This window comes from Polynucleobacter sp. AP-Sanab-80-C2 (assembly GCF_035012965.1).
Classification (GTDB): Bacteria; Pseudomonadota; Gammaproteobacteria; order Burkholderiales; family Burkholderiaceae; genus Polynucleobacter.
In genome coordinates this window covers 91,268-114,725 of record NZ_JAYGQS010000002.1, presented here as the reverse complement: position 1 = coordinate 114,725, position 23,458 = coordinate 91,268, and the positions used below count along the sequence as shown (strand labels likewise).

Annotated in this window: 23 protein-coding genes and 1 tRNA gene; 9 read left to right on the top strand and 15 right to left on the bottom strand. The window is 45.7% G+C overall.

Annotated features, from left to right (window positions below; translation table 11 throughout):
- Entirely contained in the window at positions 1 to 999 is a 999-nt protein-coding gene (locus tag VC178_RS03755; RefSeq protein WP_216124063.1) for an LLM class flavin-dependent oxidoreductase, read from the bottom strand.
- Between the two features lie 29 nt (positions 1,000 to 1,028).
- On the opposite strand from VC178_RS03755, the gene VC178_RS03750 reads away from it, so the two are divergent.
- Genes VC178_RS03750 through VC178_RS03740 form a run of 3 tightly spaced genes read left to right on the top strand, consistent with a single transcriptional unit; the run spans position 1,029 to position 1,868 of the window.
- On the top strand, positions 1,029 to 1,250 hold the full coding sequence (locus VC178_RS03750) for a hypothetical protein (protein WP_323481641.1): 222 nt from the start codon (positions 1,029 to 1,031) through the stop codon (positions 1,248 to 1,250).
- Between the two features lie 10 nt (positions 1,251 to 1,260).
- Positions 1,261 to 1,461 carry a SlyX family protein gene (locus VC178_RS03745; RefSeq protein WP_323481640.1) on the top strand — a complete coding sequence of 67 codons (201 nt, stop codon included), beginning with the start codon at positions 1,261 to 1,263 and terminating at the stop codon, positions 1,459 to 1,461.
- A gap of 56 nt (positions 1,462 to 1,517) precedes the next feature.
- Entirely contained in the window at positions 1,518 to 1,868 is a 351-nt protein-coding gene (locus tag VC178_RS03740; protein ID WP_215297330.1) for a phage holin family protein, read from the top strand.
- Here VC178_RS03740 and VC178_RS03735 read toward each other — a convergent pair whose 3' ends face one another.
- Complete coding sequence (locus VC178_RS03735; RefSeq protein WP_323481639.1) at positions 1,869 to 3,707, bottom strand: AsmA family protein; 1,839 nt, start codon at positions 3,705 to 3,707, stop codon at positions 1,869 to 1,871.
- A gap of 178 nt (positions 3,708 to 3,885) precedes the next feature.
- The gene (locus VC178_RS03730; RefSeq protein WP_216124060.1) at positions 3,886 to 4,104 is read right to left on the bottom strand and encodes a YdcH family protein; all 219 of its coding nucleotides are present in this window, start codon (positions 4,102 to 4,104) and stop codon (positions 3,886 to 3,888) included.
- Between the two features lie 225 nt (positions 4,105 to 4,329).
- On the opposite strand from VC178_RS03730, the gene VC178_RS03725 reads away from it, so the two are divergent.
- Positions 4,330 to 5,157: a hypothetical protein gene (locus tag VC178_RS03725; RefSeq protein ID WP_323481638.1), complete on the top strand. Its 828-nt coding sequence runs from the start codon at positions 4,330 to 4,332 to the stop codon at positions 5,155 to 5,157.
- Between the two features lie 26 nt (positions 5,158 to 5,183).
- Here the strand turns inward: VC178_RS03725 and VC178_RS03720 are convergent, their stop codons facing one another.
- The 6 genes from VC178_RS03720 to VC178_RS03695 all read right to left on the bottom strand — a co-directional run bounded on the left by VC178_RS03720 (position 5,184) and on the right by VC178_RS03695 (position 11,777).
- The gene (locus tag VC178_RS03720) at positions 5,184 to 5,438 is read right to left on the bottom strand and encodes a hypothetical protein (protein WP_251370060.1); all 255 of its coding nucleotides are present in this window, start codon (positions 5,436 to 5,438) and stop codon (positions 5,184 to 5,186) included.
- Positions 5,439 to 5,489: 51 nt separating this feature from the next.
- Positions 5,490 to 6,992 carry an amidohydrolase family protein gene (locus tag VC178_RS03715; protein ID WP_323481637.1) on the bottom strand — a complete coding sequence of 501 codons (1,503 nt, stop codon included), beginning with the start codon at positions 6,990 to 6,992 and terminating at the stop codon, positions 5,490 to 5,492.
- A gap of 82 nt (positions 6,993 to 7,074) precedes the next feature.
- Positions 7,075 to 7,164, bottom strand: a tRNA-Ser gene (locus VC178_RS03710).
- A 250-nt stretch (positions 7,165 to 7,414) separates the two neighbouring features.
- Positions 7,415 to 8,728 carry a serine--tRNA ligase gene (gene serS, locus VC178_RS03705; RefSeq protein WP_323481636.1) on the bottom strand — a complete coding sequence of 438 codons (1,314 nt, stop codon included), beginning with the start codon at positions 8,726 to 8,728 and terminating at the stop codon, positions 7,415 to 7,417.
- A 40-nt stretch (positions 8,729 to 8,768) separates the two neighbouring features.
- Positions 8,769 to 9,464, bottom strand: coding sequence for an outer membrane lipoprotein carrier protein LolA (locus tag VC178_RS03700; RefSeq protein WP_323481635.1), 696 nt, complete (start codon positions 9,462 to 9,464; stop codon positions 8,769 to 8,771).
- 9 nt (positions 9,465 to 9,473) lie between these two features.
- Positions 9,474 to 11,777, bottom strand: coding sequence for a DNA translocase FtsK (locus VC178_RS03695; RefSeq protein WP_215296661.1), 2,304 nt, complete (start codon positions 11,775 to 11,777; stop codon positions 9,474 to 9,476).
- Positions 11,778 to 11,816: 39 nt separating this feature from the next.
- On the opposite strand from VC178_RS03695, the gene trxB reads away from it, so the two are divergent.
- Positions 11,817 to 12,773: a thioredoxin-disulfide reductase gene (trxB, locus tag VC178_RS03690; RefSeq protein ID WP_323481634.1), complete on the top strand. Its 957-nt coding sequence runs from the start codon at positions 11,817 to 11,819 to the stop codon at positions 12,771 to 12,773.
- A 98-nt stretch (positions 12,774 to 12,871) separates the two neighbouring features.
- Here trxB and VC178_RS03685 read toward each other — a convergent pair whose 3' ends face one another.
- Positions 12,872 to 14,932 (bottom strand): sodium-translocating pyrophosphatase, encoded by a 2,061-nt coding sequence (locus VC178_RS03685; RefSeq protein ID WP_215296659.1) that lies wholly within the window; start codon positions 14,930 to 14,932, stop codon positions 12,872 to 12,874.
- 171 nt (positions 14,933 to 15,103) lie between these two features.
- Here VC178_RS03685 and ppa point away from each other — a divergent pair, with 171 nt between their 5' ends.
- The 3 genes from ppa (at position 15,104) to VC178_RS03670 (ending at position 17,712) form a co-directional block, all read left to right on the top strand.
- Positions 15,104 to 15,640, top strand: a complete 537-nt coding sequence (ppa, locus tag VC178_RS03680; protein ID WP_215296658.1) for an inorganic diphosphatase — start codon at positions 15,104 to 15,106, stop codon at positions 15,638 to 15,640.
- Between the two features lie 43 nt (positions 15,641 to 15,683).
- Complete coding sequence (locus tag VC178_RS03675) at positions 15,684 to 17,303, top strand: NAD+ synthase (protein WP_323481633.1); 1,620 nt, start codon at positions 15,684 to 15,686, stop codon at positions 17,301 to 17,303.
- Between the two features lie 70 nt (positions 17,304 to 17,373).
- Complete coding sequence (locus tag VC178_RS03670) at positions 17,374 to 17,712, top strand: P-II family nitrogen regulator (protein WP_215296656.1); 339 nt, start codon at positions 17,374 to 17,376, stop codon at positions 17,710 to 17,712.
- 44 nt (positions 17,713 to 17,756) lie between these two features.
- Here VC178_RS03670 and VC178_RS03665 read toward each other — a convergent pair whose 3' ends face one another.
- Positions 17,757 to 18,752 (bottom strand): helix-turn-helix transcriptional regulator, encoded by a 996-nt coding sequence (locus VC178_RS03665; RefSeq protein ID WP_323481632.1) that lies wholly within the window; start codon positions 18,750 to 18,752, stop codon positions 17,757 to 17,759.
- A 292-nt stretch (positions 18,753 to 19,044) separates the two neighbouring features.
- On the opposite strand from VC178_RS03665, the gene ilvD reads away from it, so the two are divergent.
- Complete coding sequence (gene ilvD, locus VC178_RS03660; RefSeq protein ID WP_216124035.1) at positions 19,045 to 20,739, top strand: dihydroxy-acid dehydratase; 1,695 nt, start codon at positions 19,045 to 19,047, stop codon at positions 20,737 to 20,739.
- A 78-nt stretch (positions 20,740 to 20,817) separates the two neighbouring features.
- Here ilvD and VC178_RS03655 read toward each other — a convergent pair whose 3' ends face one another.
- The 4 genes from VC178_RS03655 to VC178_RS03640 are packed head-to-tail and all read right to left on the bottom strand — an operon-like array spanning position 20,818 to position 23,420.
- The gene (locus VC178_RS03655; protein WP_323481631.1) at positions 20,818 to 21,276 is read right to left on the bottom strand and encodes a copper chaperone PCu(A)C; all 459 of its coding nucleotides are present in this window, start codon (positions 21,274 to 21,276) and stop codon (positions 20,818 to 20,820) included.
- Positions 21,277 to 21,315: 39 nt separating this feature from the next.
- The gene (locus VC178_RS03650; RefSeq protein ID WP_323481630.1) at positions 21,316 to 21,735 is read right to left on the bottom strand and encodes a DUF2244 domain-containing protein; all 420 of its coding nucleotides are present in this window, start codon (positions 21,733 to 21,735) and stop codon (positions 21,316 to 21,318) included.
- 54 nt (positions 21,736 to 21,789) lie between these two features.
- Positions 21,790 to 22,266: a TlpA family protein disulfide reductase gene (locus tag VC178_RS03645; RefSeq protein ID WP_323481629.1), complete on the bottom strand. Its 477-nt coding sequence runs from the start codon at positions 22,264 to 22,266 to the stop codon at positions 21,790 to 21,792.
- Complete coding sequence (locus tag VC178_RS03640) at positions 22,263 to 23,420, bottom strand: sialidase family protein (protein WP_323481628.1); 1,158 nt, start codon at positions 23,418 to 23,420, stop codon at positions 22,263 to 22,265. Before VC178_RS03640 ends, VC178_RS03645 begins: the two co-directional genes overlap by 4 nt.
- Between the last annotated feature and the right edge of the window lie 38 nt (positions 23,421 to 23,458).

Sequence of the window (23,458 nt, the reverse complement as noted above, 5' to 3'; positions counted from 1 at the left end):
TTATAGACTTTGAGCAGCCCTCGCTGCTATCTCAAATGATTTGAGACGCGCTTGATGATCAAAGATCTGGCCAGTAAATAAGATTTCATTTGCACCGGTACGATCTAACCAAGTACGTATTCCTTTTTTAATCGTCTCGATTGAACCCACCAAAGAACATTGCAAAGTGTGTGCTGCCGCTGCTTGCTCATGGGGTTCACAAAACCCATCCAGATCAGCAATTGGCGGAGGTAGTTGACCACGTGTATTGCGACGCATGCGCACTACATTTTGTTGCAAGCTTGTAAACAGATACTGCGCCTCTTCATCGGTATCGGCAGCTACCACATTCATGACAAATGCAGAATAAGGTGTCGCTTGTTGCGCAGATGGTTTAAAGAGTTCTCGATAAATCGACATCGCCTCTAATAGCTGCTCAGGCGCAAAATGAGATGCAAAGGCATACGGTAAACCAAAATGAGCGGCCAATTGAGCGCCATAGAGACTAGAGCCTAAGATCCAAATCGGTACATTAGTATCGGCTCCTGGAATCGCTTTTACAGACTGCCCCTCCTGAATAGGTCCAAAGTAATGCTGTAGTTCGCGCACGTCTTGGGGGAAGCGATCATCGCTGCCTAGTAGATCACGACGCAATGCGCGCGCTGTCATTTGATCAGTTCCAGGTGCTCGGCCTAAGCCCAACTCAATACGACCAGGATATAGAGATTCTAGAGTGCCAAATTGTTCTGCAATCACTAGAGGGGCATGATTGGGGAGCATCACTCCACCAGAGCCTACTTTAATATGTGATGTACCCGCTGCCAAGTATCCAAGCAATACAGCCGTTGCTGAGCTAGCGTTACCAGTCATATTGTGATGCTCTGCTACCCAATAGCGGGTATAGCCCCACTTCTCAGCATGCTGCGCCACATCCAAGGAGTTTCGCAGCGCATCGGCGGCAGTAAACCCCTGTGGAATGGGAGATATATCTAGAATGGAGTACGGGATGGAATTTGCCATCACCAAATCATACCTAGAAAGTGCGTTTTATGAGTAAACCGAAAATGGCTGATCCTGATGATGGACTTTTTAAACCTGGAGCAAAGTTGAGACATATAAAGACCGGTGGATTTTATAAGGTTGCTTTTCTAGCAAATATTGAAGCCACTCTAGAGCCAGCTTATGTCTATGAATCACTCCAATCGCACGATTTTTGGATTAGGCCCAAAGCTGAAATGGAAGATGGTCGATTTGAGCTTGTTACTAAATAAGGCGCCGCCAATGACTGATGACCGAATTACCAACCTCGAAATCAAGCTCAGTTTTACTGAGGACCTTATTGAGAAACTCAATGAGACTGTCTATAAACAACAACAGCAAATTGAGTTTCTGTATCGCGAACTCAAGGCCATCAAAGAGCAAGCTAGCAGCGGCGGCGTAGGTAGTGGTAGCTTAAAAGATGATATTCCGCCGCATTATTAGATCGGCTGATACTATATAAACCCTAGACCAATCATTAATAATAATTAAAGGGATAAATCATGGGCAACTTAATGCCATTTCTAATTCAATGGGGTTTAACTTCCTTGTCTCTATGGGTGGCTAGTTATATCTTTAGCGGACTGCGATTTGCTGATGGCGGCTCGCTATTAATCGCCGCCCTGCTTCTCGGCTTTGCTAATGCCATCGTGAAGCCTCTGCTGATATTGCTAACATTGCCATTGACCGTGTTGACCTTGGGCCTCTTCTTATTGGTAGTAAATGCCTTGGTGTTAATGTTGGTATCAGCAGTAGTGAGTGGCTTTACGATCTCCAGCTTCTGGACCGCATTCTTTGCCAGCATCTTTATTTCTTTGTTTAGCCTATTTGTGAGCGGCTTAGTTTTTTAACTAGTTAGCACCTGGATAAATATCTGACCAAGAATGTAGCGCTGCTTTACAAGGCTGGACCGCATTCTTGGTAGCGATAGATTTAGCGTTCTCAGCCAAGATCGTTGCCCCACCCGTCAGAATTCCTAAGCCAATCGATATAGCGCTATTCACTACGCCTTCTTTATTGACGCCTGCCTGAGGATTGAGCAAGGTTCCCTGAAGCTTCACTAAGCCCGCTAAATTGACACCCGTTGTCAGTCCAGATTTTTCTCTAGGATCAATCTTGATATTTAAAGCCTCTGTTTTTAAATCTACTGAGCCAGATAGCACCATATCCAAACGATCTGTTACCACCCCAATAGAATCATTCAAGGTGACCTGGCCATTACCGACTGGTAGATAGACAACTGCGCACTCTAACAGGGTTTGATCAGTTTGCTTACGCATTGGATTCACGGCATTCACAATCGTGATGAGGAGATCACCACCACCATCGATAAAGCGAGAATCTAGGCTACCTTTACCAATTGAAACTTGCGCTGCGCCATTTGCCCGACTCGCTAATTGATGCATCGAAATTCCAGTACTGCGAAGATTAAAGGCAAGCTCTGTATCTCCACCCTTGACCTTCGTATTAGCATCAACTGCATCCATCAGCTGCTCCAGAGTAAATCCCTTTGCCATACCTTTCATTGAAATGCGCGGATTAGGACCTTGAAATTCAGCAAGGCTAGCGCGCACTTGAGCAGTACCTTTGCCAAGACCGAAAGAGAGATCATTGACATCGATTTTAGGGCCATTAAAAACAAAGATTCCTTTTAAATCCGTCAGCGGCACATGACCTGGAATACTCAGCTCTTGAATATTGATAGCAAGCTTTCCACTAGCATAGGGCAACATATCGAATGGCAAGGCTTCATCACTAAAGAAAAACTTTCCACGTGGTTTTGAAGAGGGAGGGGGAGAACTTTTAGCACCACTAGCACCAGCGAGGACTGCTGAGCCAGCTAAGGGAGCAAACTCAAAAGCTTTAGAGCTCAGATTGATATTAAAGTTTGGCAAGCTCTTAGGCTTTTTATCTATTTCGCCATTGATGGCTAAGGTTTTGCCATTCACTGTGAGATCAAAATCTAAGGGCAGTTTGACGGGGCTCAGATCCCAGTTGTCTAAAGCATCATGCAAATTACTAGTCCTGCCTTTAATCAGTAATTGATAGTTGGCGTACTGCGCTTGACCCACTATCTCTGTTTTATTGCTACTACCCACTAGCGATAACTTAGACAGCAGAATAGATTTAGGTTCAGCACCAAAACCTTCATAACTCAAATGTGCATCTGTAATGCTGAAATTTTTAATCCTGACAGGGTCAACTTGGTCTGAGGTCGAACTTGATGCAGCTACAGAACTATTCGATGGTGACTGAGTCGCATTGCTCACCTTAACTCCAGATGAAACTGGTGGCGAGAAATCCCAGTTACCGTCGCCAGCTTTATTGGTCTGTAATTGTGCCTCTACACCATTCAGATTGATCGCATTGAATGCAATCTCTTTTCTTAACAAGGGGAGTAATTCGATATCTAACTCTACATGCTTGACCGTTAACATATCAGTCTTATTGGCCCACGATGCATTACTCAATGAAACTTTCTGCGCAACAATCCCTAGTGAGGGAAATAATTTCAGGCTAACAGGTCCAGCAATCTTCAAATCACGGCCGGTGGCTTCTTTCACGGAGGAACTCAGCAATTGCGTTAACTGAGCTGGGTTGATCGACGATGCTGCATACCAAATGCCTAAAGTAGCGATAGCAACAATAGATGCCAAAAAGAGTAAGAAGAGTTTGAGAGATTTGTTCATTACATCTTCATTTTAAATGGGCGCAGATAACTTATCTAAATGCCCCGCCTGTCAAGAAGAGGTTAGCTACTTTGATGCGGATAACGATGTTTGTGGCCAATGTAGCCATGAGGTGGGCGCACAACAGAAGCAGGCAATCAGTTGCTCAAAGCCTGCCTCCTCAAGAAAGATTACCCTTCTATTGGGCGCTGGCTTTCTTAAGCACTGCGTAAATCTGGTCTTTTAGCAGCAACTTTTCTTTCTTTAGAGTTTCAATTTCCTCTGGCGTACTCGGCTCTTTATGGTCTTCCATCCGCAGAATCTTGGCATCCAGGTTATTGTGTTTATCAAACAGATGGGAAAAGTGACGGTCTGTTGTCTTTAGCTTGGTGATTAATTCGCGATATTCTGGAAACATAGATTCCCTCATTCAAAAGTGACTGGGTTTATTCATAATGCGTAGTTTCAGTGTATCAATGCCTACCCAAGAGAACAATAAGCTAGGCAATATTTTTATTCTGCCCCACGTAATATATTTAGCAGGAAAAACCCCATATAGGCTTGGTATTTATTGCAATTAATTTGCAGTAATATCTATCAGTGCTGATGCACATTAACTACCAAAAATGAAGGGTAATAGACCATGGCTACAAAGAAGTCACCAGCAAAAAAGAAAGTAGCGACCAAGGTGGTAAAAAAAGCCCCTACAAAGAAAGCTATTAAGAAGGTAGCTGCTAAAAAAGTAGCCTCTAAAAAGACGGTAAAAAAGGTAGTGAAACCTGTTGCTAAAAAAGCGGCAGCTAAGAAGCCCACTAAGAAACCAGCAGCGAAGAAAGTTAACAAAAAGGCTAGCACTAAACCTGTTGCCAAATCATCTAAGGTTGATCAATATGGTCTAGAAAAAGATGATGAGTTTTATGGTCTCTACTTCGCTAAATCGACTAACAAAGGGTTGGTAGAAGTAAAGCCCTGCACTTTCTCTCTCATGTATTGGTGGAAAGGTTTGCTTGGCTACCCTGACATGATCGAAATCTCTAAAGGCAGCAATACGGCAATGTTGCAGTTTGAGTCTACTTTTGGTGGTGGCGATTCAGGTGAGACTGAGTTAACTGAACAAGATGTTTTGGATATTGATCACATCATTGAAGTAGATGAAGAAGAGATGTTGATTTCGCTCTACTCCTATGTACCAATCCCAGTACCAGAGAAATTAGTTGGTGCATTAAGCTTATCCATCCTTAATATCAATCCTGAAACCCGCTATGGCAATCTAGAACTTTGCTCAACGGAGAATGAAGAAGGTGAAACTGAGCACTTCCTGCGTTATCGTGCAGCGACTTATCTGCGCGGCATCAAGTCAGGCAAAGTAGAAGCCATTGAAAGCATGGTCACGAATGGCTCTGAGTTCTTTGGTCTTGCCTTAGATGCTATGTGCGTCAATAAGTCTATTAAGAAATGGTTGCTTAGCTAAGCGCTTCATCTCACTTAATTTAAGACTCATCTACACAAATAGTTGTACGTCATCGGAAAGCGGTCATTGACCGTTTTCCGACTATCGACAATCGTCGCAGTTCGTTTTCCGAGCTTCTTGCACTCTGCTACCGCCATTTCCTGAGCTTCTTCTTCCTTGGCATCCTTTGGAGAATGCACGCCAATAGTTCCATCAGACTGCTGATAAACACCAAATCTGCTCGGTGGTGTTGAGCAGGCAAGCAAGACGACGCCCATACATACCAAGAAAAGCCGACTCAATACAGCTGTAAAACTAGCCATGTTTTTACCTTGCAATTAAATTACCCCAATCTATGCTTGCATATAGCCATATCGCAGATTGGTTCTACCATCACCAAACTCGTCATAACTAAATTTAGCCAGAGCCACCTTATCCCCTGCAAGCGCACTGCGTTGTGCTTGAGTAAAGTGATAGAGTCGCGCTGAGTTATCGCCAAAGATAGCGCGTTTGACTGGTCCATCAGCAGAGCCTAAGGGGCTAAAACCATACTTCTTTTGCATATCCTCTGGGATCTCAAGACGGCGTAAGGCTTCAATCTGCCATTGCGGTGATCCTGTCCAGATGGCATCGGTTCCCCAGACAACGTGATCAGAACCAAGGCCCTGAATCAGTTGACCTAACATCGCAGCACAGAGTCTTGGTTCAGCAATAGTACTCTGAGCAAAGATTTGTCCTAAATCACCATAGACATTATTGACACCAGCTTTTTGAGGAATCTGTGCCAAGTCAGTTACCCAGTCAATTCGGCCTGTGCGCCTGAACTGCTGCCAACCCTCATCCCAAGTGCCACCTGTGTAGCGAAACGCGGAGTGATAAATTACGAAATTTAATTGTGGCCAATCTTTTGCCGCTTTGGCAACGTCATCGACTTTTGCATAAGGTAATAGATGTGGGTACTGCTGTGTCACAGACGGTGGATATAAACCTTTATGTACACAAACGTTCGCAAGACTTGGCTGCGTCTTACTCCACTTTGCTAGCTTTTCATAAAAGGGATACAGCAACTTCTCATCATCAAGTCGCCAAGGATGTGTAGAAAGTTGTTTATTGGTGTTATCGCCAATGGTGTAGCCTTTAAATGAATCTGGCTTGAGGTTTTCATAATCCGCTTCTGCTTTTTCTAGCCATCCAGGTGTTCCGGGCATGAAAATTGCATGTGAGAACATACGCTTAGTACCAGCCTCTTGGTTTACTGTTTTACGGGCCTGCGCCTTCATTTCATTGGTTAAAAACCAATCCCGCGGATCTTCAGAGCCTGATCCAGAAATTAAGGCGACTTTAGTATCACTATCTAAGAAGACCTCTTTAAAATAGTTTGCAAATTTCAAATCATCTAAAGTTTGTGGCTTGCCTGCAAGGGCGGGATTCCAAGCTGCCTTCCCCACTGCCTTGCGTGATCTGACAAATCCCTCTAAACGAGTGTCATCTCGCAGATAGTGAGTATGCATATCCATGATGAATTGACTTTTGAGCGATGCAGCGCGTTCGTTTGCCAGTTCTGGTGTTGCCGCTTCAGCGTGACTAACCCCATAAAGCGGGCCAAAGGTTTCATTCATGGCAACAAAGGCTGCTGCCATTCCTGCGGCACCTTGAAAGAATCTCCGGCGAGAGACTCCTTGATGCTTGGCAAATCTTGAGCCAAGTTCTTTAATACGCTTCTCTAGCTCTTTTTGCTTAGGAGTTTGTATAGACGGCATAAACTCATCGCTTGATATCGCTTGAGTAGGAATGGGTGAGCGAAATTTAGCAGTTTCTGCAGGTATTAATTTTTCTATCTCATCGGGGGTCATCATGATATGAGCTTCCTTTAACCGTTCGAGATCTTACTCACTAAAAATAAGATCGTTGATAGATTTAAGCACTTTTTTGACAATTTGGCGGAGAGGGAGGGATTCGAACCCTCGGTACCTTTGACAGTACGCCTGATTTCGAGTCAGGTACATTCGACCACTCTGCCACCTCTCCGAACCGAAGGGCAATTATAACTAGCAACCAAAATGACCCGTATGCCCACGTGGACTTAAGTTTCTTGATAATTGGAGAAAGAAATCGAATAATCAATCATGGTCAATAAACCTCAACCAAACCCAGAATCAGCAGAATCTACCAAAGTACCATTTGATAGGGAAAAGTTTCTTCGTGAACTAAGGGAGTTTCGAGGCTCCATGAGAATGGGGAAATCAGTAATCCGAAAGATGCGCTCTGAAGCTCGCTATTAATAAATCGGCTTGAGCACTTCTAAGCCACCCAAATAGAGTTGCAACGCTTTTGGAATCGCAATGCTGCCGTCTACTTGTTGCTTGTTTTCAATTAACGCGACCAATGTCCTGCCCACTGCAAGTCCAGAACCATTTAATGTATGTAGGAGTTCTGGCTTGCCTTGCCCCTCCTTAAATCTAGCCTGCATCCGTCTTGCTTGGAAGTCACCCATGCTGGAGCAAGAACTAATTTCTCTGTATGCCTTTTGTGAAGGTACCCATACCTCTAAGTCGTAAGTCTTGGTGCTACCAAATCCCATATCACCAGTGCAGAGTAATACTTTTCTGTATGGTAATTCGAGCAACTCTAAAATCTTCTCAGCATGACCCGTTAAATCTTCGAGGGCTTGCATGGAGTTTTCTGGTTTAGTGATTTGTACTAACTCGACTTTGTCAAACTGATGTTGACGAATCATCCCGCGGACATCACGACCATAGCTACCCGCTTCAGAGCGAAAGCATGGGGTATGAGCAACAAACTTTAGAGGGAGATTATCGGCATTGACGATCTCATCTCTTACTAAATTAGTTACCGGAACTTCCGCCGTTGGAATGAGGTAGAAGTTTTCCGTTTTTGACTCTCTGTTACCATCCTCCCCACCCATTTGACGAGGAACCTTAAAGAGGTCTTCTTCAAACTTCGGTAATTGGCCAGTACCACGCATTGAGGCAGCGTTCACCATATAAGGCGCATAGACTTCTTGGTAACCATGATTACTTGCATGGGTATCGATCATGAATTGCGCTAAGGCACGATGTAATCTTGCAATCGGCCCTTTGAGAACCACGAAGCGAGAACCGCTAATCTTGGCAGCTACTTCAAAATCCAATCCTAATGGACCGCCTAGATCTACGTGATCTTTGATCTCAAAATCAAATATAGGTTCTGTACCCCACCGCTTGATTTCTTTATTTTCAGTTTCGTCTTTACCCGTTGGCACAGAATCATCTGGCAGATTGGGAATACCCATCAAGAAATCAGAAATCTCGACTTGTAGCGTACTTAATCTGGATGCGCCGGCTTCCATATCAGTATTTACTTGAGCAACTTCAGCCATCTCAGCAGAGGCATCCTCGCCTTTGCCTTTCTTCATGCCGATCGCTTTAGATAACTGATTGCGTTTGGCTTGTAATTCTTCAGTGCTGGTTTGTAAAGACTTACGCTCAGACTCAAGGGTGTTGAACCTCTCAACATCTAGCCGGAATTTGCGAGTAGCTAAACGCGCTGCAACAGCGGCGATATCTTTGCGGAGTAATTGCGGATCAATCATTTAATGCTCTATAGATTAGGTGTGCTTGTTTATTTAGACTCTAGTTTAAGCGTAAGACTTCAGCTCCTGCAGGAGGCATGAAATTAAAGCGGTTGGCAGGCAAATTGACATTGAGTTGGATTTTATCGAGGGTGACTAAGACCACACTTCCCAGGCCATCCATTAACTCCAGCGCTTTGGGCAGTCCATTAACCATACCAATCGAGATCTTGGTATATGGCAGGTCACCTTGTTTCTTGGCATTGGGGTCACTTTTAGGAACTAAGGCGACCCATTTCATTCCTAAGCGCTCCTCACCTTCGATCAATTCAAAATGTTGATCTAATGAGTTTTCACCAAACAAAATAGCTGCTGGTGTTGATGCCAATGCTTGTCCTGCTGGACGAAAAGTGGCTTGATTTAAGTCCTTATCCCATAAGATGAGTTGATTGACATTTGCAATCAGTTTTTGCTCATATGGTTTTTGGGTATCCCACACAAAACGACCCGGACGCTGAAAGACAAAATGGCCTTGCGTCTGACGCACGACTTTGAGACCTTTGTCTTGCGGCTCATTCGCTTTCGGCGCACGGAGCTGCTGTTGCACAAAATCACCTTCTGCCGTTTTGGAATTACGCACAAACTGGCGTAATTGGTCTGAGCCGCTCTCACTTTGCGAGATCGCTACACCTGAAAAAAGAATCGTCGCAATACCGATGGAGATTTGAATCGCTAATGCTGATAAGAATCTTTGCAAAATCAAACCTTACTCGGAGGAACGATGCAAAATTTCGCGATTGCCGCCATTGCCCATCTTGGATACAAGACCGGCTTTTTCCATATCTTCTAAGAGGCGTGCTGCACGGTTGTAGCCAATACGCAGATGACGTTGCACTAATGAGATGGATGGGCGTTTATTTTCTAGAACAATCGCGACTGCTTGGTCGTACAGTGGATCAGACTCACCACCGCTCTCACCTGTTAAGGCATCGATATTGGATTCATCTGCGCCTTCGAGTACACCATCAATGTAGTTAGCTTCGCCCTTCTCTTTAAGCCATTCCACCACACGATGTACTTCATCATCTGATACGAATGCGCCATGTACCCGAACCGGCAGGCCAGTACCTGGGGCCATATACAGCATGTCGCCCATACCGAGAAGTGCCTCAGCACCCTGCTGATCCAAAATCGTGCGGCTATCGATCTTGCTGCTGACTTGAAAAGAGATACGGGTTGGCACGTTCGCTTTAATTAAGCCCGTAATCACATCTACGCTAGGGCGCTGTGTTGCTAATACCAAGTGAATTCCTGCAGCACGCGCTTTTTGCGCAATACGGGCAATGAGTTCTTCAATCTTCTTGCCAGAGACCATCATCAAGTCAGCTAACTCATCAATCACGATCACGATAACTGGTGCCTTGTAGATTGGCTCTGGATCTTCTGGCGTCAAGCTAAATGGATTAGTGAGCTTCTCACCCTTTTCTTCTGCTTCCAGAATCTTCTTATTAAAGCCAGCTAAGTTACGCACGCCAAACTTACTCATGAGCTTGTAACGACGCTCCATCTCGTTTACCGCCCAGTTCAATGCGTTGTACGCTTGTTTCATATCAGTCACTACTGGGCAAAGCAGATGCGGGATCTTGTCGTACATTGCCATCTCAAGCATCTTTGGATCAATCATGATCAACCGCACTTCATCCGGCTTTGCCTTAAAGAGCAGCGAAAGAATCATGGCATTGATACCAACCGACTTACCAGCACCCGTTGTACCCGCTACCAAACAGTGCGGCATCTTCGCCAAGTCAGCCACCATAGGACTGCCTGAAATATCCTTACCTAAAGCGAGAGTCAATAAAGAATGATTGTCGTTATATACCTGTGAAGTCAGAATCTCAGACAAGTAAACCGATTGGCGCCTTGGGTTTGGCAACTCCAAAGCCATACACGTTTTACCTGGAATGGTTTCCACTACACGCATACTGACAACACCCAGTGAGCGTGCTAAGTCACGGGAGAGATTAACAATCTGACTACCCTTCACGCCGATCGCCGGATCAATCTCATAACGTGTTACTACGGGACCAGGGTAAGCGGCAATCACGGTTACCTGAACATTGAACTCAGCTAACTTCCGCTCAATTAAACGCGACGTAAATTCTAAGACATCAGCGGAGATGGTTTCTTTTACTTCAGGAACTGGATCTAACAATGCCAGTGGTGGCAATTCAGAATCAGGGATATCAACGAATAGTGGTTGTTGTTTTTCACGCTCTACACGAGCGCTCTTTGCGATCTCTATGGGTGCACGCACAATCTGTACTGGCGCTGCCACTTCAACACGCCCCCGAATCTCTTCCACAAACTCTTCCCGCTCTTCAGCAGCAGCTTCACCTAGCTTACGATCTTCTTCACTATCGCGACGCTCGCGTATGCGATGAAAAGATACTTCCAAGATTCGCCCAACTTTTTCAGCAATATCTAGCCAAGAGAAATGCAGGAATAAAGAAAGGCCTGCACAAAGTCCAAATAGAAGTACTAAGGTTGCACCTGTAAAACCCAAAGACATTTGCAAAGGGTCGCCGATTAACTCTCCCAAAATACCACCAGGAGGTCTAGGAAGCTGCCAGGACAGAGTATGCAAACGAATGGACTCAAGCCCCATACTGCACGCCAAAGTTAAACCAAAGCCCAACCAACGCATTAAGAGAGAGTCAGGTTTAGCTTCTGGATCTGGGGGCAAAGGGATACTCCAAAGCTCCCTCCAGCCATTTAGAACCCGGCGCCCGAATAGCACAACCCACCAAAAAGCAGAAATCCCAAAGATGTAGAGCATCAAATCCGCTAAATAAGCCCCAAAACGGCCACCTAGGTTCTTGGGAGCCTGAAAACTGGCATGTGACCAGGCTGGGTCAGCCTTGGAATAGGTAATCAAAATGGCAAATAGTCCAAGGCATAAGCCTAGGGAAATAAACCAACGGGCCTCTAGGAGCAGGCGGGGCATCCGATCCGGCCCGCCTTTTTCTGGGGACTGGGGCAATTGGGATTTCGGGTATACGGTTCTCGCCATGTTCTACCGATTGTAAACAAGCAAACCTATAATTTGGGTATGACTACAAATACCCCAAAACACTCAAAAGTTCTCATCCTCGGATCTGGTCCTGCCGGCTATACCGCTGCAGTCTATGCCGCCCGAGCCAATTTACAGCCTACCCTCATTACTGGCTTGGCTCAAGGGGGTCAATTAATGACCACCACTGACGTTGAAAACTGGCCCGCCGACCCAGAAGGCGTGCAAGGCCCAGAGCTCATGGACCGCTTTTTGAAGCATGCGGAGCATTTCAATACCGAGATCATTTTTGACCACATTCATACAGCGGCTCTCAAAGAGAAGCCCATTCGCTTAGTGGGTGACTCTGGAACTTATACCTGTGATGCTTTGATTATTAGCACCGGTGCTTCCGCTCAATACATTGGCCTTCCAAGTGAAGAAGCGTTTATGGGGCGCGGCGTATCTGGTTGTGCAACTTGCGATGGTTTTTTCTATCGCAATCAAGATGTATGCGTGATAGGTGGTGGCAATACTGCGGTGGAAGAAGCGCTCTATCTCACAGGTATTGCCAAAAAAGTGACCGTGATTCACCGTCGCGATAAATTCCGTGCCGAACCTATTTTGAATGATCGCTTGATGGCCAAAGTTGCCGAAGGCAAGGTAGAGCTGAAATTGAATGCCACACTAGATGAAGTTCTCGGTGATGAAAAAGGTGTGACTGGAGTGCGCATCAAGAAACAAGATGGCGGCACGGAAGATATCGCCGTTACTGGTGCATTTATCGCGATTGGTCACAAACCCAATACCGAGCTCTTTATTGGTCAGCTAGAAATGAATAATGGTTATATCAAAACTCACTCAGGATTGGAGGGTAATGCAACAGCCACCAATATTCCTGGTGTGTTTGCTGCTGGTGATGTTCAAGACCACATCTACCGTCAAGCGATTACTAGTGCTGGTACCGGTTGTATGGCTGCATTAGATGCGCAACGTTACTTAGAAACTTTAGATTAAGTCTTCCGAAAGTTTCTCGAATAAAAAAGCCTAGCAATGCTAGGCTTTTTTATTTGTTGCAGTTTTGTTACTAATGCATATTACTTACTAAGTATTACTTAGCGTGAGATCACTGGCAAAAGTGGCACGATGAGCAATGCCACAATGTTGATGATCTTGATCAGTGGGTTGACTGCAGGACCTGCAGTGTCTTTGTAGGGGTCACCTACAGTGTCACCAGTCACAGCAGCTTTGTGCGCCTCAGAACCTTTGCCACCGAAGTTACCTTCCTCGATATATTTCTTGGCATTGTCCCAAGCGCCGCCACCAGTACACATCGAGATTGCAACGAACAAACCTGTCACGATTGTGCCCATGAGCAAACCCCCCAATGCAGCAGGTCCTAGCAAGAGACCAACTACGATTGGAGCAACCACTGGCAACAATGAAGGAACGATCATCTCTTTAATCGCCGCGGACGTGAGCATGTCTACCGCTTTACCGTACTCAGGCTTCGCGGTGCCCTCCATAATTCCTGGAATATCGCGGAATTGACGACGCACTTCCTCAACAACTGCACCAGCACAACGGCCTACTGCTTCCATCGCCATCGCCCCAAACAAGTAAGGAATCATGCCCCCAATAAAGAGACCAATGATCACCATGTGGTTTGACAGATCAAAGGAGACTTGCTGGCCGATACCTTCTAAAGCATGGGTGTAATCGGCAAAGAGGACTAATGAAGCCAAACCAGCAGAACCGATGGCGTAACCCTTAGTAACTGCTTTAGTTGTGTTACCCACTGCATCCAATGGATCAGTAATATCACGCACTGCTTGTGGCAAACCTGCCATCTCCGCAATACCACCTGCGTTATCGGTAATTGGTCCGTAAGCGTCTAGTGCCACAACGATACCAGCCATCGACAACATCGAAGTAGCGGCAATCGCAATGCCATATAAACCAGCCAACCAATATGCTGCATAAATCGCTGCGCAAACAAACAAGACTGGATAAGCAGTTGACTTCATTGAGATGCCTAAGCCAGCAATGATGTTTGTGCCATGACCTTTAGTCGATGCTTCAGCAATATGCTGTACTGGCTTGAACTGAGTACCAGTGTAGTACTCGGTAATCCATACCAAAGCAGCAGTAAGCAAGAGGCCAACAATAGTTGCGCCAAATAAACGCCACTGACTACCCGGAATACCCAGCGCATCATCAGGCATGATGAAGTTTGTGACAAAGTAAAAGGCAACCAGTGATAAGCCGCCCGCAATGATCAGACCTTTATACAAAGCAGGCATCACATTCTTCATACCAGGGGTTGCTTTAACAAACGAACAGCCAACGATCGAAGCAATAATCGATACGCCACCTAGCACCAATGGATAGATGATGGCTGCTACGGGAGCACCAGCGACCATCAATGAACCCAGCACCATGGTTGCAATCAATGTCACAGCATACGTTTCAAACAAGTCAGCTGCCATACCAGCGCAGTCGCCAACGTTATCACCGACGTTATCGGCAATCACTGCTGGATTGCGTGGATCATCTTCCGGAATGCCTGCTTCCACTTTACCTACTAAGTCAGCACCAACGTCTGCACCTTTAGTAAAGATACCGCCACCTAAACGTGCAAAGATCGAAATCAATGAAGAGCCAAATGCCAAGCCAATGAGGGGATGCAATACTGCGGAGAGGTCTTGTCCTGCGCCAATGGAAACGAGGAACATAAAGAACAGACCAACACCCAAGAGTCCAAGACCCACTACCAACATACCGGTAATCGCGCCACCCTTAAAGGCCACGTTGAGAGCTTCATTCATACCCTTGGTTGCAGCCTCAGCGGTGCGCACGTTTGCACGGACTGACACATTCATACCAATGAAACCACATGCACCTGAGAGAACCGCGCCCACGACAAAACCAATCGCTGTCGCAAAATCCAAAAAGAGCGCCATCAGAATGGTGAGAATCACTCCAACGATCGCAATCGTTTTATATTGGCGTGATAAGTAGGCCGCCGCACCCTGCTGGATCGCCTCCGCAATCTCTTGCATTTTGGCGTTGCCCGTACTTTGCTTCAAAATCCAGCTGCGCATCACAAAACCGTAAATCACGGCTATGACTCCGCATACCAAGGCAAAATACAAGCCTAAAGTGACATTACTCATGCTTGAACTCCCTAAATTTAATCTTTATTGTTTTTTGCTACTTGCGCTTAGGTCGACCCGGTTTCTGAAAGCTTTAAACTATGTCTTTAAGCCGTAACAGTATGTAACAGAATCACCCCTGCGCCCCCTCCACAGGATCAGGGTATTTACTAATCATTATTCGGAGTATTTATGAGTCTCGACAACGTCAAGCCAGGTAAAAAGATCCCTGAAAGCTTCAACGTCATTATTGAAATCCCCATGAATGCGGATCCAATCAAATATGAAGTTGACAAGGAAAGTGGCGCCATTTTCGTTGACCGTTTTATGGGTACTGCCATGCACTATCCCTGCAATTATGGCTACATCAATAAAACCATTGCTGGCGATGGTGACCCTGTTGACGTTCTCGTGATTACTCCATTTCCACTGATTCCGGGTGTCGTGGTTGCTTGCCGCGCACTTGGTGTTTTGCAAATGGAAGATGAAGGTGGACAAGACGCTAAATTGTTGGCCGTCCCAGAAGATAAGATTTTGCCAATCTACACACACTGGCAAAAACCAGAAGATATCAACCCATTGCGCTTAAACCAAATTCAGCACTTCTTCGAGCACTATAAAGATCTCGAGCCAGGTAAGTGGGTGAAAGTAAAGGGCTGGGGTGGCGTTGCTGATGCTCATACAGAGATTCTTGAGGGCATCGATCGTTACAACAAAGAGCACGCTTAACTTAGTGTTGATTCAATTGATAGTAAAGGCTTTGTGATTCGGAGTGAGCGCACAGAAAATTGCCTTAGCCCAAATGAACCCGCTGCTGGGTGATCTGGCTGGTAACGCGCAACTGATTCACAAAGCAGCTCAAGAGGCCTTTTCTCAAGGCGCCAAGCTTGTTGTTACCCCTGAGCTTTCTCTGACCGGCTACCCCCCAGAAGATTTATTGCTCCGGCCTGCCTTCATTGAGGCTGCGCAAAAGCAGCTCGATGCTTTGGTACAAGATCTATCCCAATATCCAGATCTGACGGTCGTAGTAGGTCACCCAAAATTAACGTCAGCAGGTCTACAAAACTATGCTTCCGTTTTACGGAACGGCAAGGTCATTGCAGGCTATGCCAAACAAGAGCTACCTAATCATGAAGTCTTTGATGAGGTGCGTTACTTTGTGCCCGGTAAGCAAGCTTGTGTATTTGACTGCGCAGGCATTCAGTATGGTCTGATTCTCTGTGAAGATGCATGGCATCCAGGACCAGCGAAACAAGCCCATGCGGCTGGCGCACACGTTTTACTCGTTCCGAATGCATCGCCCTATCACCTGAAAAAAGAGGCGCTGCGTATCGATGTATTACGTGCTCACATTGAGCAAACCAAAATGCCTTTAGTCTATGTCAACGCCGTTGGTGGTCAAGATGAATTGGTGTTTGACGGCGGGTCTTTTGCATTAAATAGCCATGGCGAAGTGGTCATGTCTATGCCCCAGTTTGAAACTGGACTAGGTGTTGTAAATGTCAGTTCCGGAGGTGAGCTCGAAAAAGGCTCAATCTCCCCACCCCAAAGTGTTGAGGCTCAGGCTTATCAAGCCTTAGTACTGGGTGTGCGCGACTATGTGAACAAGAACCGCTTTCCTGGTGTGATTATTGGCTTATCAGGCGGTGTAGATTCCGCTCTTGTATTGGCGATTGCGGTTGACGCCCTTGGTGCAGATAAAGTGCGCGCTGTGATGATGGCATCGCGCTATACCGCCGATATCTCTTGGATTGATGCCCGTGAATTAGCCGAGAATCTGAATGTTCAATACGATGAGATTCCAATTAGTGGTCCCGTTGACGCTCTCGAGCAAGCCTTAGCTGAGCAGTTCAAAGACATGCAGGTTGATGCCACAGAAGAAAACATTCAAGCGCGTGTGCGTGGCACGATGTTGATGGCACTCTCGAATAAAACGGGGCGACTCGTTCTGACTACCGGTAACAAGAGTGAAATGGCAGTGGGTTATTGCACTTTGTATGGCGACATGGCTGGTGGCTTTGCAGTGATTAAAGATATTGCCAAAACTCTGGTCTATCGTTTATGCACTTATCGCAATAGCATTGCTCCCGTCATTCCGGAGCGCATTTTGACGCGCGCTCCTTCTGCTGAATTGCGCCCAGATCAAAAAGACCAAGACAGCCTGCCAACCTACGAGGTTTTAGATGGCATCGTTGAGCGGTATATGGAGCAAAACCAATCCATTGAGCAAATCATTGCTGCCGGCTTTGATCCAGAGAGCGTTGAAAAAGTAACGCGCCTGATCAAATTAAACGAGTACAAGCGCCGCCAGGCTCCTCCAGGGGTGCGCGTGACAACGCGCGCCTTTGGCCGCGATTGGCGCTATCCGATTACTTCTCAATTTAGAGCCTAGTCTGTCAGGAAAGTCCGAATTTGGCACTTTTTTCCAGTTCTAGGTATGATTACTGCATTAGGGGGAATACATGAAACTCATTACATCAATCATCAAACCGTTCAAACTCGATGAAGTTCGTGAAGCATTGGCCGAAGTAGGAGTTACTGGCCTAACTGTGACTGAAGTCAAGGGCTTTGGCCGTCAAAAGGGTCATACCGAACTCTACCGTGGCGCTGAGTATGTGGTCGACTTTTTGCCTAAAGTAAAGGTTGAGGCTGTGGTTGCCAGTGATCGCGTTGAGGTAGCACTTGAGGCAATCACCAAAGCTGCGCGCACAGGGAAAATTGGTGACGGGAAAATTTTCGTTACCGCGGTTGAGCAAGTGATTCGTATTCGTACAGGTGAAACAAACGAATCAGCAGTTTAATCAAGACTGTCGATTGACAGCCTCAGCTTAACCACTCAACAACGTTAACGTAACTGAGAATCTAAGGGAGCGGAAGGCTGAATGATTTCAGCCTGCTCCAAAATAATAGTCTTAGCAGTGGGATTGGAAAGACGAACTTTCATTCCTTGGTAATACATATCTACTTGAGCTAAGCCAGAAGTTAAAACCTTTAAAGGTGGTTTTCCCAAAATACTAGCTCCCACTCCAGGCTCTAGAGTTTTGTTTTGCGTCTTGCCACTAGCGTCAACAACACAGACTGTTTGCGCAGTTTTAGATTGAAAAAATACAACATCCCCAGACTTTTTGGGCGCATCCGTTTTGTAGCTCACTACTGACGAATCTGCAGGCGGGCACTCCAAGGAAATTGCTGGAGCGGCCGCTGGTGCAGGAGGAGCAACAGCAAGCACAGTCGCAACAGGCTTTTCCTCTGGCTTGGCTTCAGCTACCGGCTCTGCAGGTGGATTTGCTGGAGCAACTTCTTCCAAAATCACAATCTCTTGCTTAACTGGCTCTGGGAAAAATAGTGGGCGTAGATTTACAACTGCAAAGATTAAAGTTACCGCGATGCCTAGAAGAATCAATAATTTTTTCTGAGGATTTTTTTCTTGGCCTGATGAATTCGATGAAATAGTGACGAGTTCTTTTATTTTCTCTAGCGGCTTAGCTGTTTCAGGCTTTACAGGTGATACTTTTTTTTCTACCGGTGGAGTGATTACAGCAGGAATTTCTTTCTTTTCTTCTGCTACCTTTTCAACTTCAGCTTTCTTCGCCATCGGCGCCTCACCAAAGTCAAAAGCATCTTCTAAATTGAGTTTTAATAATGCGGCAACTTTTTTTGCTGCAGTGACCTTAATTTGAAGACCATAGAAAGAACTGGATTCGCCATTTTCAATTTGCTCAATTTGGCGAACAGAAAGACAGGCCATAACCGATAAATCCTTAGCGCTTAAACCAAGACTCTCCCTGGCCTTAGAAAAAGCCTCTTTTCGTATCTCCGGAAGTTTTGCAGGATTGTCCATGGCGTAACTGTCTCACTATTTTTATCGTAGTAATTCTAATGCATTGATAAATATAATACTTTATTGAACATTGGCCTTACGCAGAAATATCAGCACGACATTTTTCAGCCCCTGAAAATCCGAAGGAAGCGGCTTTTCTAGTCAAACATACCTGAGAGAACGAGGCTCGTTTTTTAGTATTGCAGTGCAACATTAAGATGGGTATGTATTGCCCCTTCGTTCAGCGCACCCTTTAGCCCATCTCACGGCACAATAGAGCCTTTCAAAACAAACCTTTTCTGGAGTAATAAGCATGAAACGCCTTAACGAACGCTCACGTATGGTCACCGAGGGAGTCGCTCGCGCACCTAATCGCTCGATGTATTACGCCATGGGTTATCAAGAAAAGGATTTCTCCAAGCCAATGGTTGGCGTTGCGAACGGCCACTCAACGATTACTCCTTGTAATAGTGGTCTGCAAAAATTAACCGATGCGGCTGTAACTGCACTTGAAGAAGCAGGCGCAAAAGCACAAACGTTCGGTACGCCCACGGTTTCTGATGGGATTGGCATGGGCACTGAAGGCATGAAATACTCGCTTGTGTCTCGCGAAGTCATTGCTGACAGCATTGAAACTTGCGTCAATGGTTTATGGCAAGACGGTGTAGTAGTGATCGGAGGTTGCGATAAGAATATGCCCGGCGGCATGATGGCTATTGCCCGCACCAATGTTCCTGCCATTTATGTTTACGGTGGGACGATTAAGCCAGGTCACTACAAAGGCAAAGACCTCAATATCGTTTCTGCATTTGAAGCTGTTGGTGAATTTACTTCCGGCCGCATGAACGAAGAAGATCTGAAGGGTGTGGAACAACATGCCTGTCCAGGAAGCGGCTCTTGTGGCGGTATGTACACAGCCAATACGATGAGCTCCTCCTTTGAAGCCCTCGGTATGAGTCTGCCCTACTCTTCTACGATGGCCAACGAAGATGCAGAAAAAGTCGCAAGCGCCGCTGAATCTGCCCGCGTTTTAGTAGAAGCTATCAAGAACAATCTACGTCCACGCGACATCATTACCAAGAAATCGATTGAGAACGCAGTCAGCGTCATCATGGCAGTCGGCGGGTCTACCAATGCGGTATTGCATTTCCTCGCCATTACTAGTGCGGCTGAAATCGATTGGACGATTGATGACTTTGAACGTATTCGTAAGCGCGTTCCTGTCATTGTGGATATGAAACCATCCGGCACTTATTTGGCAACCGACTTGCACCAGGCTGGCGGCATTCCACAAGTAATGAAAATTTTGCTTGATGGTGGCTTGCTACATGGCGATTGCATGACCATTACTGGCAAAACGATTGCAGAAGTGTTGAAAGATATCCCTTCGGTGCCGCGTGCTGATCAAAAAGTGATTCGCGCTTTAGACAATCCTTTATACAAACAAGGCCACTTAGCCATTCTGAAGGGCAATATCTCTCCAGAGGGTTGCGTAGCCAAGATTACGGGTCTTAAGAACCCATCGATTACTGGCCCAGCGCGTGTATTTGATTCTGAAGACGATGCTATGGCAGCCATCATGGCGCAAAAGATCAAAGATGGTGACATCGTGATCATTCGCTATGAGGGCCCTAAAGGTGGCCCCGGAATGCGCGAGATGCTTTCCCCGACCTCTGCCTTAGTAGGTCAAGGCTTAGGTGAGTCTGTAGGCCTTATTACTGATGGTCGATTCTCTGGTGGAACTTGGGGCATGGTCGTTGGTCACGTAGCTCCAGAAGCTTATGTGGGGGGCGTCATTGCCCTCATCCATGAAGGTGACTCTGTAACCATCGACGCTCACAAGCTCCTCATTCAACTCAATGTGAGTGATGAAGAGATTGCTAAACGCCGCGCAGCTTGGAAACAACCTAAGCCACGCTATACCCGCGGCCTCTTGGCAAAGTATGCAAGCCTTGCTAGCAGTGCTAGCAAAGGTGCGGTGACAGATTTGGATTTAGATCTTACTTAAGCAAACTGAATCAGCAGTCTAGTAAAAAAGCCCCTGATTTGATTCAGGGGCTTTTTAATTTCTACTGCTCAGCCACTATCAATGCTTCATTGGAGCTGTAGCATTGACTGGTAGCTTCACTTCGACTTCACCTGCTTTGGCAAACTTCAGTTTGACTGGAACAGTTTCACCCACAGTCAAAGGTGCTTTAATATTCATGAACATTAAATGCAGACCACCGGGTTTTAGCTCAACAGCGCCATTAGCGGGTAAAGCGATATCTTTTACTTGACGCATCCTCATCACATTGCCATCCATGGCCATCTCATGTAACTGCACTTCACCTGCAGCCGGTGAGCTAGCCGATATCAATTGATCAGCAGCCCCTTTATTTTCAATCTTCAGAAAGCCGCCAGCAACTTGTTGCCCAGGGGCAGTAGCGCGGGTATAGCCATTCTCAATCTTAATAGAGCCCACTGAAGCGTTTTGCGCGATAGCAGCACCGCTTAAAGCAATTCCCATTGCCGCACACATGGTTACGAGTAATTTTGATTTCATATTGACATCCCTCTTCTTTAAAACAGTTTTAAATTTATTCTAACGATTACCTAAATGCGCTTTCAACTCCTGCTCAAAGACCTCAAACTGGTCTTGACGGACAAATAGTCCAATGGGCAGAGAATGATCTGAGCTTTTTAATGCCAAACGCCTGCCCTTAAAGCCCTCGCGTTCTAACCGAGTCCACAAGGTATTAAATACATGGGTTTTTAATTTGCCACCCCAACTTTGCTCAACAACCAAGACTTTGTCGTCAATAGAAATTTTTTCATAATCTAGCGCATGACGGGTGTAGATATAAAGAGCAAATGTTAAAGCCAAGATATCTAGGGAGGTAAAAATGATTACCATCCAAATACCAAGAGCCAAAAAGAATCCTGCAATTAAGAAAGAAAAAGCGCAGATAGACGCATAGAACCACCCCACTTGTTTGGGTGTCAATGAGCAATTTCGTTTCATTAACCAGGTACGCATATTTGCTGAAGCCTAATTTCTATCGGTTAATTGATTGTTCTAGTCGCCAGTAACCAGCTTGGACTGTAGTTGCTGAAAATTAATCAAACCTGTTTTACGGGAAGCCTTTCCGTTTTTATCTATCAAGATTGTTGTTGGCGTCTCGCCATGCCACTTAGGATCGATCTCATAACGCAAGCGCTCATCAAAAGGCGCAGCGACATAATAATTATTCGCCTTATCCAAGCCCGCTTTGCTCAGCATTTTTTTCATTGCGTCGTGTGAAACATCATCAACCTGAATAAAAACTATTTTTGCATTCGGATGACTCTTCACGAACAGCCCCCACTGCGGCATCTCCTTGACACATGACGGGCAGGTAACCCCCCAAAAATGAATGGCGATGGGTGCGCCATTAGCACTCTTCACTAAATTAGACCATTCACCACTTTGATAAGGCTTCAGGGTTGCCTTATCAGCAAAGGCAAGGTTTATCGACCCAATAGTAATGATTAAGGCGAATAAATATCTTCTCATTGTTTTTGTCCAAGCTGAATCAATTGATACCCGTCGACTCTTGTCAGCCAAGATAAAAATACCGTATCTCCTTGATTGATCAATAAGGGGTGGTCGCTATACCCATTTGTTTTAGAAATCATCTGTGGAGTACTCCACGTTTTACCATCATCAGTAGATTGTTTCATGTAAACCAAAGCGTGAGTTCCATCAAATTCTTTCCATGCTAACCATACCTGTTGTCCCAAGGCTAAGAGATAAGGCCTAGAAACGTTCGCTCCTTCTGCTCCAATTCTGACGGGCGCAGAATAACTCAATCCTTGATTGCTAGAGTTGGCATAAAAAACACCAGAGCGCTTATTTCCCTGGGTATACCAAGCGACATGAAATTTTCCAGATCCAGAAACTGCAATTGATGGACCGTGATGCGGACAAGCATCGGTCTTCCAATCATCATCTGCGACTCGACGAATTGGCTCAGCACCTTTGGTAGCAATAACTTGGCTTGCTTGATCCCGAATACCCCCTGGGAATATAGCTCGATACACAATCACGGGTTGGTTTTGTGGATCTAGACCGCTACCAATGCGACAACATTCACAACTACTCTCATTTGCAAATTGCTCAGCTTTAAATGTTTTTCCGCCATCACTTGAAAATGAATAAGCAATTGAACCGCCTAAACGTTTAGAACCACCCTGCTTGGCAGATACTACTAGGCGCTTATCTATCCAAGAAATAAAAATAGAGTCGTCCGGCCTGATCAATACCGATGGGAAACGTTGACTAGAACTATCCTGAACCAAGGATACCGGGACAGTAAAAGATTTACCGCCATCAGTAGATCTAGCCGTATTAATCTGCGCATTCCAATGGGAGTCTTTAAAAAAGGCGTAAGCCAAAAAGACGTTGCCCTGTTTATCAGCCACTATTTGGGGGCGGGCATCGCTACCAGTATCTAATGACTTACCATGCTCTGCAATTTTGACAGTCGCTATCCATGTTTTTCCGAGATCAGATGACTGCCCTACTGATACAACTCCATTTGTAGTCCACGCTAGGAGTAATTTGCCATCAAGAGCAAAAAATGGAGTGGCTGCATTGGCGCACTCCAAACCCACTCCTTGACAAGTATTGTTTATCTTTGCTGCCACCATAGGAGATGAATGATCCATTTGGGCCTCTGCTCGACCACATACACAAAGCACTCCTA